Origin of the sequence: Adhaeribacter terrigena, assembly GCF_016623615.1 — a bacterium.
In the GTDB taxonomy this organism is placed as follows: Bacteria; Bacteroidota; Bacteroidia; order Cytophagales; family Hymenobacteraceae; genus Adhaeribacter_A; species Adhaeribacter_A terrigena.
In genome coordinates this window covers 286,437-300,908 of record NZ_JAEHFX010000004.1, presented here as the reverse complement: position 1 = coordinate 300,908, position 14,472 = coordinate 286,437, and the positions used below count along the sequence as shown (strand labels likewise).

At 48.8% G+C, this 14,472-nt stretch carries 10 protein-coding genes; 2 read left to right on the top strand and 8 right to left on the bottom strand.

The annotated features are described in order from the left end of the window. Positions 1-206 precede the first annotated feature (206 nt). Both I5M27_RS10275 and deoD read left to right on the top strand, forming a co-directional pair. Positions 207-2,120, top strand: coding sequence for a PKD domain-containing protein (locus I5M27_RS10275; RefSeq protein WP_200506119.1), 1,914 nt, complete (start codon positions 207-209; stop codon positions 2,118-2,120). Positions 2,121-2,381: 261 nt separating this feature from the next. Continuing rightward, positions 2,382-3,080, top strand: a complete 699-nt coding sequence (gene deoD / locus I5M27_RS10270; protein WP_200506118.1) for a purine-nucleoside phosphorylase — start codon at positions 2,382-2,384, stop codon at positions 3,078-3,080. 70 nt (positions 3,081-3,150) lie between these two features. Here deoD and phoU read toward each other — a convergent pair whose 3' ends face one another. From phoU to I5M27_RS10230, 8 genes are all read right to left on the bottom strand, one after another. Next, complete coding sequence (gene phoU, locus I5M27_RS10265) at positions 3,151-3,894, bottom strand: phosphate signaling complex protein PhoU (RefSeq protein ID WP_200506117.1); 744 nt, start codon at positions 3,892-3,894, stop codon at positions 3,151-3,153. A gap of 264 nt (positions 3,895-4,158) precedes the next feature. Continuing rightward, on the bottom strand, positions 4,159-4,911 hold the full coding sequence (gene pstB / locus I5M27_RS10260; RefSeq protein ID WP_200506116.1) for a phosphate ABC transporter ATP-binding protein PstB: 753 nt from the start codon (positions 4,909-4,911) through the stop codon (positions 4,159-4,161). 111 nt (positions 4,912-5,022) lie between these two features. Then, positions 5,023-5,907: a phosphate ABC transporter permease PstA gene (gene pstA / locus I5M27_RS10255; RefSeq protein WP_200506115.1), complete on the bottom strand. Its 885-nt coding sequence runs from the start codon at positions 5,905-5,907 to the stop codon at positions 5,023-5,025. A gap of 3 nt (positions 5,908-5,910) precedes the next feature. Further along, complete coding sequence (gene pstC, locus I5M27_RS10250; protein WP_200506114.1) at positions 5,911-7,116, bottom strand: phosphate ABC transporter permease subunit PstC; 1,206 nt, start codon at positions 7,114-7,116, stop codon at positions 5,911-5,913. 28 nt (positions 7,117-7,144) lie between these two features. Continuing rightward, positions 7,145-8,029, bottom strand: a complete 885-nt coding sequence (locus I5M27_RS10245; RefSeq protein WP_200506113.1) for a phosphate ABC transporter substrate-binding protein — start codon at positions 8,027-8,029, stop codon at positions 7,145-7,147. 42 nt (positions 8,030-8,071) lie between these two features. Continuing rightward, positions 8,072-9,364, bottom strand: a complete 1,293-nt coding sequence (locus tag I5M27_RS10240) for a porin (protein ID WP_234462480.1) — start codon at positions 9,362-9,364, stop codon at positions 8,072-8,074. A 645-nt stretch (positions 9,365-10,009) separates the two neighbouring features. Then, on the bottom strand, positions 10,010-11,134 hold the full coding sequence (locus tag I5M27_RS10235) for an efflux RND transporter periplasmic adaptor subunit (protein WP_200506112.1): 1,125 nt from the start codon (positions 11,132-11,134) through the stop codon (positions 10,010-10,012). Next, a complete protein-coding gene (locus tag I5M27_RS10230) occupies positions 11,131-14,469 on the bottom strand; it encodes an efflux RND transporter permease subunit (RefSeq protein WP_200506111.1) in 3,339 nt (1,112 codons plus the stop codon). The genes I5M27_RS10235 and I5M27_RS10230 overlap by 4 nt, the downstream gene beginning before the upstream one ends. Between the last annotated feature and the right edge of the window lie 3 nt (positions 14,470-14,472).

The window sequence follows — 14,472 nt, the reverse complement described above, 5'->3', positions numbered from 1 at the left end:
CAAAAGGTATAATTCCTATAACTTAAATCATATCACCCTCCCTTCCAGGCTAAAGCTTCCCGCTTGCTCTGTTGTTCTTTCCCCAGTAACGAGTCACTTTCTTTTTCGCATTCTCGAGTCATCTTAAAATTCTGTCTTAGCCTATGAAAAAGTTCTGCTCACTCGTGCTATGCCTATGCATAATTACTATCCTGAAACCGCGGGAATTGTATTCACAAGTATTACCGCATAAAGTGGCCGTGGTATATGTGGTACCTACCGATGTGGCTTTTAACCAGGCTGTACTGGACACCTTAAAAGTTATGACTGCTGAAATGCAGGGCTGGTACCAGTTGGCAACCGGCGGCAAGACCTTTGAAATGCTTTATCCCGATACCGTAATAACCTACATGGCCCAGCACCCAAGGCAATACTATAAAGACAATGGCGATTGGTGGAACTCCCTACTTCCGGAAATTCAGGCAAGCGGTGCCGCCCCGATCTGGTCTCCGGGCTACATTACCGCTATTTGGGCCCACGGTGCAGGCTGGCAGGCATTAGGCGCCCAGTTCTGCGGTAAAGACTGCGGCACAGCGTTATTAGGGGTAGAGATTATTCCGCAATTTAACAATCCGCTTTATAGCGGCGGAGTATGTCCGGGCGGAAGTGGCGTAAGCGCCTGGCCCTGTACCCCTAAAGGTGCTTATGCCCATGAACTGGGGCATACTTTAGGGCTTCCACATCCTTCCGATATTCCAGTAACAAATCCTGTTGCCAGCCACAGCGTTATGCAGACGCATTGGAATTACCCCAATTTTGCTCCTTCTTTTGAATCTCCCTGGGGATTTCTTTCGATCGAAAGGCAGGTTCTCGCGCAAAATCCATTCATGAAAACCAATATTGATCTGGTGCAGGTTATTGAACACGCCGATGTGGTAAACCTGCCTGTTACCGGGCCGGTACCAAAAGCCGATTTCAGCTTTACCGTTACCGGAAACGAGGTACGGTTTAACAACAAATCCAGCGGGGCCACTTCTTATTACTGGACTTTTGGCGACCAAAGTGTTAGCAACGCAGCCAACCCAACCCATCTATACTTGGCACCTGGTACTTATAAAGTAAGATTAAGGGCCAACAGTACCGACCAGATGATGGGCATAGACTCAGCTATTATCAGCATAAACCAAAGCCAGCAAATTCACAGCTTCACCCTCATAGATGCGGTAAAAGACACTGACATCATGACGATAACGGACGGTGCGGTAATAGATCTGACCGCACTAGGCGTAGATAAAATAAATATCCGGGCCAATACAAACGCTCCGGCAGTTGTAAAATTTAAGTTAAGAGGAGAAGAAAGAGAAACCAGGATAGATGATGTGGCCCCCTATGCCCTGAAAGGTGACGACAGAAAGGGCAATTACTATTCCTGGAAACCGGACAAAGGACGATATACCCTTAGCGCAACCCCGCATGCAGGCACCAAAAAACACATGGGTGCCCCAACCGGCCCTTCCTATTCCATCCGTTTCAGGATCACCAAAAGCAAACAACAGCATTTGCCAGCCATACCACAGGATAATATCTACGAAGGAACCGGCAAAGAACTTGCTCATAATATTTCAAAAACGAACAACGGAAACTTTGGAACAGGTGGCTATTCAAATTCGGGCCTGAGCGGAAATCATACGCGGGCTACGCAAAGCCCTGGCGCTTATTGGCAGATGAAAGCAGAGGCCGGCAGTAATTCTTTATGTAATAAAATTTCAGCAAGTAATGGTGAAGATAATTTTAAAATACTTAAGCATATGAAAAATGGAGAAGATATTTTAGGCAGTGGTCCGGAAACAGTAAATCAGACCCAGGCAACTTTGGCGGGATCGCAACAAATGTCCCTTTACCCCAACCCAACCCCCGACGGCCGGTTGCAGATCCAGCTTTCAGATCAGATTCAGGGCTCGGTTCACTTCAGCCTTTATTCAGCCGTAGGTTACACGCTTACGAATGGAACAATGGAAAAGAAACATGAAACCAACTTAATAGAGTTCGACTTTTCCCCGCAGATCCGCACAGCGGGCATCTATTACCTCCTGCTCCAGAGCTCCAATTCCTACCGCTTATTCAAGGTGGTCCGTAATTAGAAAAAGATAGCTTCAGGTATATGTCTATAGAAACAAAAGATTCCGTTTCCCATAAAAAGGAAGCGGGATTTTTTGTTTGAAAACGCTATACTTTTGGCCTTAAAAAGTGCTTAATTCCGTTTTCTGAGCCTTTATTCCGTAATTCACGAAGCAGTAATTCCAAAGCCGCTCCTGCCATCATTTCTTTTTAAAAGCTACCTGACCAATATCATTGCTAATAAAGCGGCTCTGCCATAACTTGCCGGTATAATTTTTCAGACTATGAGTTTACACATTAGTGCCAAGCCCGGCGAAATAGCCGAAACCGTTTTAATTTCCGGCGACCCGCTCCGGGCCCGCAACATTGCCGAAACCATGCTTACCGAAGTGATCTGCTACAACCAGGTGCGCGGCATGCTGGGCTTTACCGGCTTTTATAAGGGCAAACGCGTATCGGTGCAGGGCACTGGGATGGGTATTCCGTCTACGGCTATTTATGTGCACGAATTTATGCATAGCTACAATGTGAAAAAGATCATCCGGGTAGGCACCTGCGGGGCCATTCAGCCGGAGCTGGAACTTGGGCAGCTTATTATAGCCGAAGCCGCTTATACCGATTCGGCCACCCACCAGCTTTATTTCCCGGACCCGGCTTCGGCGGCCCCTGCCCCCGGCCGTTTGCTGGAACAAGCCATAACTCTCGCGCAACAGCTGCAGATCCCGATTATATCCGGCCCCGTTTTTACTTCAGATCTTTTCTACAGCGAAGCTGCGGACCGCTGGGATAACTGGATAAAAAAAGGCGTTCTGGCCGTAGAAATGGAAACCAGCATTCTATACGCCCTGGCAGCATACAACCAGATAGAAGCGCTGTCGATCTTAAGTGTAAGCGACAACATTATTACCGAAAAATTAACTACCGCCCAAGAACGCGAACACGCCAGCAGCGAAATGATGCGCCTGGCCCTGGAACTCGCCTGAACGGCTTCGGCAAATCGCTTAAAACAAAAACACCCGCAGCAGAAAAGCCGGCGGGTGTTTTTGTTTTTATTTATAACGCATTTTCCTGATCTGTTTCTTCGCCCTTGTTATTGGGGTCATCCTGAAAATCGGCTTTGCGTTTTTTCTCTTTCCAGGGCTTGGGCTTGTGCTTCACCACTTTGGCATCTACGTAAAACACGATCTCTTCGGCAATATTGGTCACGTGATCGCCGATGCGCTCCAACTTGCGGATAATACCGCCCACTTTTAAGCTCTGGTCAATATTGTCGGCATGAAGTTTCAGGTAATCGATGATCACTCTATCGGTGTTGCGGTGAATTTTATTCAGGGTTTTGTCCTGCCGCATTACCAGTTTAGCCAGCTGGGTGTCTTCCTCAACAAAAGCGCGTTTCACTTCCGAAAGCATGAGCAACGCGCCATCGTACATTTCCAGCACCCGGCTCATTTCCATCAGATCTTTTTCTAACGGCGCATTGGCTTCCAGAATTAAACCGGCAATGCCTTCGGCCGTATCGCCGATGCGCTCCAGGTTCGAATTTATTTTCAGAATAGCCAGAATCAGGCGCAGATCTACCGCCAGCGGGTTAAACAAGGCCAGCAGGTTTTCGCAAAGCTGATCAATTTTCAGGTCGTATTCGTTTACCTTTTTCCCGCGCTTAATGATCTTTTCAGCCAGGGTTTTATCACCTTTTACCAAGGCTTCCTGTCCGCTCCGTACCTGAAATTCCACCAGGTCCCACATCTCATTAACCTTCGTTCTGATCCGGCCTAACTCGTTATCTAAATGACTCATATTTTCAATTTTAATTATTGAATGCGTGCATTATTGAATTTAGGAATTTAATTATTTACTCTATCATTCAATAATTCACGCATTCTATCATTATAAAACGCTATGGCTTTACGCCTAAAAAGTCGGGGGTATGTAATTTAAAATTAACCCGGAACCTGAAAAACCGCCAGCTTCACGCCGTAGCAACTTCAGATAAAAAAACGGTATGGTTTTAAGCCGAAAAACTGCCTATTACATTAACCACTAATCATTAATCACTAAAAATCAACCGAAACGGCCGGTAACGTAATTCTGCGTCCGGGTATCTTTGGGGCTGGTAAATAGGTTTTTGGTTTTACGGAACTCTACCAGTTCGCCCAGGTAGAAAAATGCCGTATAATCGCTCACCCGGCCGGCCTGCTGCATGTTGTGCGTTACAATTACAATGGTATAATCATTTTTCAGCTCGTAGATCAGTTCTTCGATCTTGGCCGTGGAGATCGGGTCAAGCGCCGAAGCCGGTTCGTCCATTAAAAGCACCGAAGGCTCAATTGCCAGGGCGCGGGCAATGCACAGGCGCTGCTGCTGCCCACCGGAAAGTTCGAAAGCCGATTTCTTCAGTTTGTCTTTAACTTCGTCCCAAAGCGCAGCCTGTTTTAACGAAACTTCCACCCGTTCTTCGATCAGCTTTTTGTCTTTGCTGCCATTCACCCGCAGGCCATACGCCACGTTCTCAAAGATCGATTTGGGGAACGGATTGGGTTTCTGAAATACCATGCCCACGTGTTTACGCAGATCATCTACCAGAATATTTTTCTGATAAATATCCACGCCGTCTACCAATACTTCGCCCGTGATCCGCACGTTGTCGATCAGGTCGTTCATACGGTTAAAGCAACGCAGGTACGTAGATTTACCGCAGCCCGAAGGCCCGATAAACGCCGTAACTTCGTTCTTCTTCATGCTCATGGTAATGTTTTTCAGCGCATGAAAATCGCCGTAATATAAATTAAGGTCTTTTGACTCTAAACTATTCATTCTGAAATTTCAAATTTCAATTTAAAACTAATAATTCCCGCCCGGCTCTTTCTGTTTCCCTTCGTAAGGAAACTTTTCTCCTGTTTTGCCTTGCAGGTTCATGCCGCAGCATTAATTCATTTTCACTTTCCGGCCAAAATAACCCCGTAGCCAGTTGGCCAGCAAATTGGCGATCAGCACGATCAGGATCAGGATAAAAGCCGTGCCGTAAGCCATAGCCCGCGAAGCTTCAATGTTGGTGCCGCTGGTAGAAATTACGTACAGGTGATACGGCAAAGCCATTACCTGGTCGAAAATGCTGGTTGGTAATTTAGGTAAAAAATAAGCGGCTACGGTAAATAAAATAGGTGCCGTTTCGCCGGAAACGCGGCCAATGGAAAGAATAATGCCGGTAATAATATTGGGAAACGCAATGGGCAGAATTACTTTATACGTGGTTTGCCATTTGGTGGCGCCCAGAGCTAAACTCCCGATCCGGAAACTGTTGTCGATGGATTTTAACGCTTCTTCGGTAGTACGGATCACGACCGGCAAAGCCAGCAAACCCAGGGTTAAAGAGCCTGCCAGAATAGAATCGCCGAAGCCGAATCTGTTTACAAACAAAGCCATACCAAACAAACCGAAAACGATGGAAGGCACCCCCGCCAGGTTGTTGGTCATGAGTTTAATAAAGCGTTTCAGCCAGCCGTGCGGGGCGTATTCGTTAATGTAAATACCGGAAAGAATCCCGATGGGGCAGGCAAACAGCAAACTGCCGGCAACCAACACCAGCGTACCGACAATGGCCGGTAAAATACCGCCCTTGGTCATGCCTTCGCGCGGCATTTCGGTCAGGAATTCCCAGCTGATCACGGAAATGCCATTGATGATGATAAAGCCCAGGATAATAACCAGAATGGCAACTACCAGTAAGCTGAGCACACGGAAAACGTTAAAGGCAAAATTCTGCCGCATCCGCTTCGATTTGTTTAATTTCGGGTTGCTGGTAAATTCCATGGCTTAGCGGTTTTCTTTCTTTTTGGCAGATACCAGATCTACCGAAACGTTGATGATCAGGGTCATGAGGAACAGGATGCAACCGAGCGCAAAAAGGGCCTGGAAATGAATACCGCCCTGCGGCGCTTCACCCAGCTCAGCGGCAATGGTAGCCGGAATAGTACGCACCGGTTCCAGAAAAGTAGTAGGAATAACCGAAGCGTTACCGGTAACCATGAGTACGGCCATGGTTTCGCCGATGGCGCGGCCAATGCCTAAAATGGCCGCCGTAGAAATACCGGAAATGGAATACGGAATTACCACTTTGTAAATGGTTTGCCACTTGGTAGCCCCCAGCGCCAAGCTCGCTTCTTTCATGGCGCGCGGCGTGGTGCGCATGGCATCGTCGGAAACGGAGATGATGGTTGGCAGCGCCATAATGCCCAGGATAATGCTACCCGCCAAAGCCGTTTCGCCTACGGGCAAACCAAACATTTCCTGAATAAGCGGCACCAGCACTACCAGGCCAAAGAAACCATACACTACCGACGGAATACCGGCCAGCAATTCAATTACCGGTTTCATGGTATTACGCACGCGTTTGCTGGCAATTTCGGCCAGGTAGATGGAGGTGGCTAACCCTAAAGGCAAGGCAATAAGAATAGCCCCGAGGCTAACCCAGAGCGTACCTAAAATAAGCGGTAAAACGCCCATCTGCACGGCCGGCGAAATGGTGGGGTACCACTCCGTACCGCCCAGAAAATCACCTGCCGAAATATTTTCCAGCTTGATCTGGTGGCCCTGAAAATCCTTGCTTAAATATTCGTCCGGAAAAAAGGCGATGATGTTGGGTTCTTTGCTTACCAGTTCGCTCAGGCGCTGCGGCAGCAATTCGAAATCTTTACCCAGTTGTTCTTCGGAGTAATAATCGGTAATATCGTCTAGCCGGAAAGTTTTGATGGGCGCATCCTGGCCGCCGATCTCTTTCCAGTTTTTAATATTCTCATCGAATATTTCTTTTACTTCTTTAGCCGAAAGCTGCTTAACCGGGTTCTGATTGTTTACCGCAATTACGCCGCCTTCGGCAATGGGCTGCTGCGAGAAGATGCCCAAGCCTTCCTTGAACAGGAACACCACGATGAGCACCACGGTTAAACTGGTAACCGCGCCGCTCAGCGTAAGTATTCCTTCTATGATGCGTTCGCCAAAATTATGGAAGTAACGTTTCAAGTTTTATAGCTTAAAAGGATACGGTTTTTTATTTTAAAGGCACGTAACCGGTTTCCAGCACAATTTTCTGGCCTTCTTCCGACAGTACGTAATCAATGAAAGGCTTTACTTTGCTTTCGGCCGTGGCATCGTAGAAGAAGTAAAGCGGGCGGGAGATCGGGTACGTTTTGTCTTTGGCAGCTTCTACGCTCGGCGCTACAAAAGTTTTGCCCTGATCGTAAGAAACTTTCAGTGCTTTCACCTCATTGGTTTCGTAAGCCAGGCCAATATAACCGATCGCGCCTTTGGTTTGCCCAACTGATTGCACAATAGACCCGGTGGCCGGCATCATGAGGATATTATTGGCGTAGTTTTTCTTGTTCAGCACTTCGTCTTTAAAGAATTCGTAGGTACCGGAACTGGTTTCGCGGCTGTAGGCCACAATTTTCTCATCGGCGCCGCCTACTACCTTCCAGTTGGTGATTTTACCGGTAAAAATTTCTTCGAGTTGCTCGCGCGTTAGCTGGTTTATTTTGTTGGCCGGGTGTACCACTACCGAAAGCGCATCGTAAGCGATCAAAGCTTCTTTAATGTCTTTTTTAGCCGCTTTGAATTTCAGTTTTTCTTCGGTTTTCAGATCGCGCGAAGCCATGGCCAGATCGGTGGTGCCTTCTTCCAAAGCCGAAAGGCCAACCCCGGTTCCGCCGCCCACAATGGTAATAGCAGCCTCTTTATGCTTTTGCATGTATTTTTCAGCTTCCTGCTGCGCCAGCGGCAAAACGGTGTCGGAGCCTTTAACGGTTAGCGTTACCGAAGCAGTTGCGTTATTATCGCCTTCTACATTCTCTTTTTTAGCATTGTTGCCGCCGCAAGCGCCTAATAAAGTGGTAGCCAGAAATAAAGCCACTACCTGCACTTTTTTCAAATTTTTCATACCGTTTTTTATTTGTTTTTATTTCGGTTATATTCTATTTTGTTAGTAATTAAATTGGGCCTGCACCCGCAGGAAATTGCCGGTCTGGTGATTATTCAGACTGCGGCCATCGTTGGTGGTGCGGTCGGTAATGGTGTACTGGGTTGAGAGTTCGAAAGCCGGAACCGGTTGCCATTCAATCCCGATCTCAGTTTCGCGCACACGGTTTGCGCGGGCGTCGAGTTCATTTTTCCTCCCGCCCTCATAATACTGCACTTTAACAAACGGGATCAACAGTTGATTTTTCACTTTCAGGTTATACATGGCCTGGGCATAACCGCCTTGCAGCGATTTCACTTTTATGGTTTTTGTTTCCGGATCGAACTGCGGACCTTTGCCCACGTTGTATTCGGCCTGAAAGCCAAATGGTTTAGGGTATAGCGTAAAACTGGCAGCGGCCCTGCGGTCGGTAAAGTTTCCGCCTTTTACGGCGCTGCTGCTTAACTGGTCGGCAGTAACTGCATACATACCGGTAAAAGCTTGTACGCCAGGTTCAATGATCTGGCCATTTTTAAAAACAATGGGGTAAGAAAGGCGGGCTACTACGTGCAGGTTATTGTTGGCTTCGGCCTTATTGGTGGTTTGGCCGTTATAAATACCTAACCCGAACACGCCGTAATCGCCGTTGCCTTTTAAGCCCCGGTTGGTGATACTGCTGAAAATTTTGCGTACCGTATCAGGAGCCCAGTAGAACATCACGCCCAGGTCGCGCTCGTTGGGCACACCGGTGTTCAGTGCATCGCTGCGGTCTAAGGCCAGGCGGTTCTGGCTCGATTGCGTATTTTCGAAACCGTAAGGAACTTTGCTTTGCCCTACCCGGAACCGGAATTCTTTTTTCGGGTCTAAGGAAAGATCGAAGTAAGCGTCGCGGAGCTGGGCAAAATGAATGCTTGAGCTGCCGGAAGGCGTGGATGCCAGATCGGGCTGGATGTAAATATAAACCCGGTCGCTTACGTTTCCGCTAAAAACCAGGCGGGCCCGGCGAATCATAAAACCGCCTTTATCGCCAATAGATTTGTCATAATCCGATCTCAGTTCGGGGTTGGTTTCGAGCAAACGGTTATAGCGGATCTGGGTGTAGCCCCGCAGCGAAATATTTTCGTACCACTTCGGCAAGATCACCGGTTTGGGTTTAATATTATCGGCACTGGGCACGGTACGGAGCGAATCTTTTATGGCGGGGGGCATTACCTGGGCCAGGGCAGTTCCGGAAAAAAGCAGAAAAACCACCATAAGCGGAATAAATAAATAAGCGCGCCGCGCTTTCAGAACTGTAAGACATGCGGGTGAAAACATGTTTTTTGTATTTTAAGTGAATTTACCGGGAGGAAAAGCAGCGTAGGTTAGTCAGGCGCAACGCGGTGTTTTTTAGGAGAAACCGGCAACCAGAATTTCTGAATTAGTCAGGCTCAGAAACCAGAAAGCGGCCGAAGGTTCTCTTTAAACTTTTTTCTTCCATTTTACTGCTGCAAAGTTCGGGTTTCTAAAATCAGCAGCGGTTATGGGTAAATTATCTTATTGTTAACGAAATGTTAACAGGCACTTTCTGAACGGCATTAAAAGCACAGCAAACAGAAAAAAGGCATAAAACCGCTGCTTAACAACCATTTCACGCCTCGCTATATTAACAGCCTGCTTTGCCTGTAGCTTTAAAACTTCGGACAGAGCCTGGGTTTTGCATTTCAAAAGGCTACCGTTTCCGTACTCCGGCACCTATGCTACCAGAATTTATATCCTAAAACTGCCATCCATAAAAAAAGCCGTTCCGGAAAATTCCGGAACGGCTTTTTACTTTCTCGGGCATAAACCCTAGCATTTTTCTGAACCGGTGCCTGGCCTGCAAGTAAAGCTGCCTTCCCGGCAGTGGTTTGGCAAAGGAATCAGGAAATTTTACAGAAAAAACGGTAGGGTTCCGCGCGGAAAAACTACCCGCTGATCTTACTACCGGACTTTGATCGGCTCGCCGTCCCGTAGTTCTTCGGAGGCTCTAAGCACCACTTTGTCGCCTTGCTTCACATCCCCGAAAACTTCCACCAGCGTATCGATAGCCATGCCTTTTTCTATGGTTACCCACTGCGCTTTATTGCCCACGGTCTTGATCACGAATATTTTTTCGTCGGAATTAACCACGCTGCTGACCGGCACGAACAAGGTTTTTTCCTTCCGCACCAAGGGCAGTTTCACTTCGGCATACATGCCGGCTTTTAATTCGCCGGTCGGGTTGGGCACATCAAATTCGGTAAGCATGACGCGGTTTTTATCGTCCACGCTGCCCGAGCTGCGGCTAAATGGCGCGGCAAATTCCTTGTTTGGAATAGCATTCACCGAGAAAGTAACCGACGTATCGCGGTTCACGATATTGGTGTATTTCTCCGGAATAGCAATGGTTAACCGCAACGTAGATTGGTCTTCCAGCTGGAATAATGCTTCGCTGCCCGAGCCGCCCACCAAGGCTCCCGGACTGATGTGCCGTTCGGTGATGGTGCCGGAAAAAGGTGCCGTAATGGTTAAATAATTCACCATTTCAGCTTTGGAACTGAACACCGAACGGGCGGCTTTCAGATTTCCTTCGGCGTTTACCCGCGCGGCGCTGTCGGCTTTCATGTTGGCTTCGGCTTTATCGAGTTCTACGGGCGCTACGGAACCGGCAATTTCGTTGGCTTTGAGCAGGCGCAGGTAATTCTGTTTGGAGGCGTAGGCGCGGGCTTTGGCTTCGGTTAAAGCTCCTTCGGCGGCGCGCACCATGCCCTGGGCCTGCGCAAAATCGGCACCGGTTTCAGGCGCATCTAAAATGGCCAGCACTTGTCCTTTTTTTACCACGCTGCCGCGGTCTACTTTCACCTCGCGTACAAAACCTTTTACTTTGGCGAAGATCGCCACTTTGTTTAAAGGGTGTAATTCGCCCGGAATTACAATGGGTTTGTTGGGCTGCAGGCTTTGCACTTCCGTAACTTTTACGGTTGGCGTTTCGTCCTGCGGTTTTTCCTGGGCAGGCTTTTCCTTGGGGCCGCAGGCATACAATCCGCAAATGATCAGGGGTAAGAAACTATATTGGTAAATTCTCATGCTTTTTGAAGATTTGAATGCTCATAATATTTACTTTCCGGATCGGAAGGATCTAACGACACCGATTCCAGCGACGCGTTCTTTTGCAACAGCGTGAAAATGGCTGGCAAGATCAGCAAAGACGCAAACGCTGAAACTAATAATCCGCCAATTACGGCCTGGCCCAGCGGCGCGATCTGATCGCCGCCTTCACCAAAGCCCGAAGCCATCGGCACCATTCCCGCGATCATGGCAATACTGGTCATTAAGATCGGGCGTACCCGGTTTAAGGCAGCAGCAATGGCGGCTTTGCGGGCATCTTTCATTTCCAGACGTAAACTTTCGGCTTTGGTAACCAACAGAATGGCATTTGCTACCGAAACTCCCACGCTCATGATCAGGCCCATGTACGACTGCAAATTAAGCGTAGCCCCGAACAACAATAAAAGCAGCAAGGAACCCGCCACTACCGCCGGAACAGTAGCCAGAATGAGCAACGAAAGCCGGAAACTCTGGAAATTGGCCGTTAGAATGAGGAAGATCACCGCGATGGCTACGAGCAAGCCGCTTTGCAAACTGCTCAGCGTTTCGTCGAGCAAGGGAGCCTGGCCGCGCAGTTCTACGGTTACACCTTTAGGCGGATCACCGGCGCGTTTAATGGCTTCCTGTACTTCCTTGCTGGCTTTTCCCAAATCGGTATCGTGTAAATTGGCGCTGACGGTTACCAGCAAATTGGCGCCGGAACGGTCATATTGCGCGGGTGCTTCATCGCGGTGAAACGTGGCGACATCGGATAAAACCGGGTTCAGGGCTTCTTTCTGCAACGGAATGGCGCCCAGGTCTTCTTCGTTCGTCATCTGGTTGATTGGGATCTGTACCTGCACCTGGTAACCCAACCCTTTTTCGCGGTCGAGCCAGATGTTTTTATCCGTAAACCGGCTCGAAGAGGTAGCAGCCACCATGCTTTGCGCCACCTGCGTGGACGTTACGCCCAACTGGCCGGCGCGTTCGCGGTCTATTTCTACGTTCAGCACCGGGTAATTCAAGGGCTGGGCAATCTGCACGTCGCGGAGGTAGGTTATCTTTTCCATTTCCGCCTTTATTTTTTTAGCAAATCTGGCAGCTTCCTTTATATCGCGGGCACCGATGCTTACTTCCACCGGGGTATTCGAGCCAAGGCTCATGATTTTATCTACCAGCTCCATCGGCTCGAAAGAAATGGCCAGTTCCGGCGCGTTTTTCTTTATACTGGCGCGGAGTTTTTCCTTTAACACATCCATTTCCACGTTGGCAGCTTTGGCTACGGCAACCTGCATCACGGCTTCGTGCGGACCGCTGTTGAACACGAAAATGTTGGAAGTACCGTAGCTGGAAGGCACGTTACCCACGAAGGCCGAAGAGATTTCCACGTTCTCTTTGCCCACTTCTTTTTCGATGGCTTGCAGCACTTTCAGGGTAGCCTGTTCGGTGCGCTCCACGCGGGTGCCGTCCGGAGCTTTAATGCGCACCTGAAACTGCCGGGAGTTAGCGCGCGGCAGAATATCCGTTCCGATCAGGAAAAAGCTGACTCCAATTAAGGCGAAAGCAGCCACCAGATAAGCCGTGGTCCAGAACTTGGCGCGGTTGGCTACGTTGGTAAGCACGCGTTCGTACTTATCTTTGAAGCGATCGAAAAGCGGTTTTTCGCCATTTTTGCCTGGTGTTTTTTCATTAGCCTGGTAATGCGTTCCCGCGACTTTTTCTTCTGAAATCCCTAGCGTTTTTCCGGAAATTATTTCCGTAGTTTCACCCGGAGCTGGCAACAATCTTTCCGGATTCGTTTCGACTTTTTCAGCTGAATTCCCTACCGTTTTTGCATCATGCCCTGCATCGTGTTTATGATCTTTCAGCAGCCAGTTGGCTAAAACCGGAACGAACGTTTGTGAGAGCAAAAACGAAGCGATCATGGCAAAACCAACGGCTAGTGAAAGTGGCAGGAACATCGATTTCGGTACGCCCGACATGATAAACGAAGGCGCAAAAACGGCCAGTACGGAAATTAAGATCAGGAATTCCGGGAACACAATTTCCTTACACGCATCGCGGATGGCAATTACTTTCGGTTTCCCCATCTCCAAATGCTGGTGAATATTTTCGATGGTTACCGTGGCCTGATCGACGAGAATACCAATCGCCAAGGCCAAGCCGGAAAGCGTCATGATGTTGATGGTTTGCCCAAACAAATTGAGCAGAATTACCGCCGACAATAACGAGATCGGAATAGTCAACACTACAATAATTACGGAACGCCAGTCACGCAGGAAAAGCAGTACCATTAAACCCGTCAGGATCGCACCCAAAGCACCTTCTATCACGAGACTTTTCAACGCATTCGTTACGTAGGTACTCTGGTCGAATTCGTAGGAAATTTTCACGTCGTCGGGCAGCGCGCTCTGGAATTTCGGGAGCTCTTTTTTCACGGCATCTACCACGTCTAACGTAGACGCATCGGATTTTTTTACCACCGGAATGTACACCGCGCGGCGGCCGTTTACCAATGCGTAACTTACGGTAATATCGGCGGCATCTTCCACGGTTCCTACGTCGCGCACAAAAACCGTTGGGCCCGAACCGGTCCGGATCGGAATGTTCAGGAAGTCTTCGGGTTTATCAATTAAGGCATTTACCGGCGTCATGACGGCCTGGTCACCGAGGCGAATGTTACCGGCCGGTGACGGCTGGTTGTTCGCGATGATGGCCTGAATGATTTCGTCGGGCGTGAGTTTGTAGCTGCGCACCAGTTTCGGATCGATCTTGATCACGATGGAACGCTGGTTACCCCCAAACGGCGGCGGACTGGACGAACCTTCGATCTGCGAGAACATGGGCCGGATACGCGAAGAAGCCATTTCCTGCAATTCTGCCAAACTCCGCGTTTTACTTTGAAATACCAGCTGACCTACCGGCACCGAACTTACATCGAAACGGATAACCTGCGGCGGCTGCATCCCTTCGGGCATGTACGCTTTGGCGCGGTTCACGTTGTTCGCAACTTCACTGGCAGCCTGCGCCATATCGGTTCCCGGGTAAAAGTCCAAGCGCATCAAACACAAGCCCTGAATGGTTTTGATATCCACGTTCTTGATGCCGGAAACGTACAAAAAGTGGTCGCGGTACTTGGTGGCCACAAAGGCATCCATTTCATCGGCAGCCATCCCGCCGTACGTTTGCACAATGAAAATGCGGGGCAGATCCAGGCTCGGGAAAATATCTACCGGAATGCGGAAGAGGGAAAGCACGGAAAAGAAAACAATGCCCAGTACGGCTACCAGCACGGAGATCGGCTTGCGCAAGGCACTTTTTATGATCTGAAACATAGC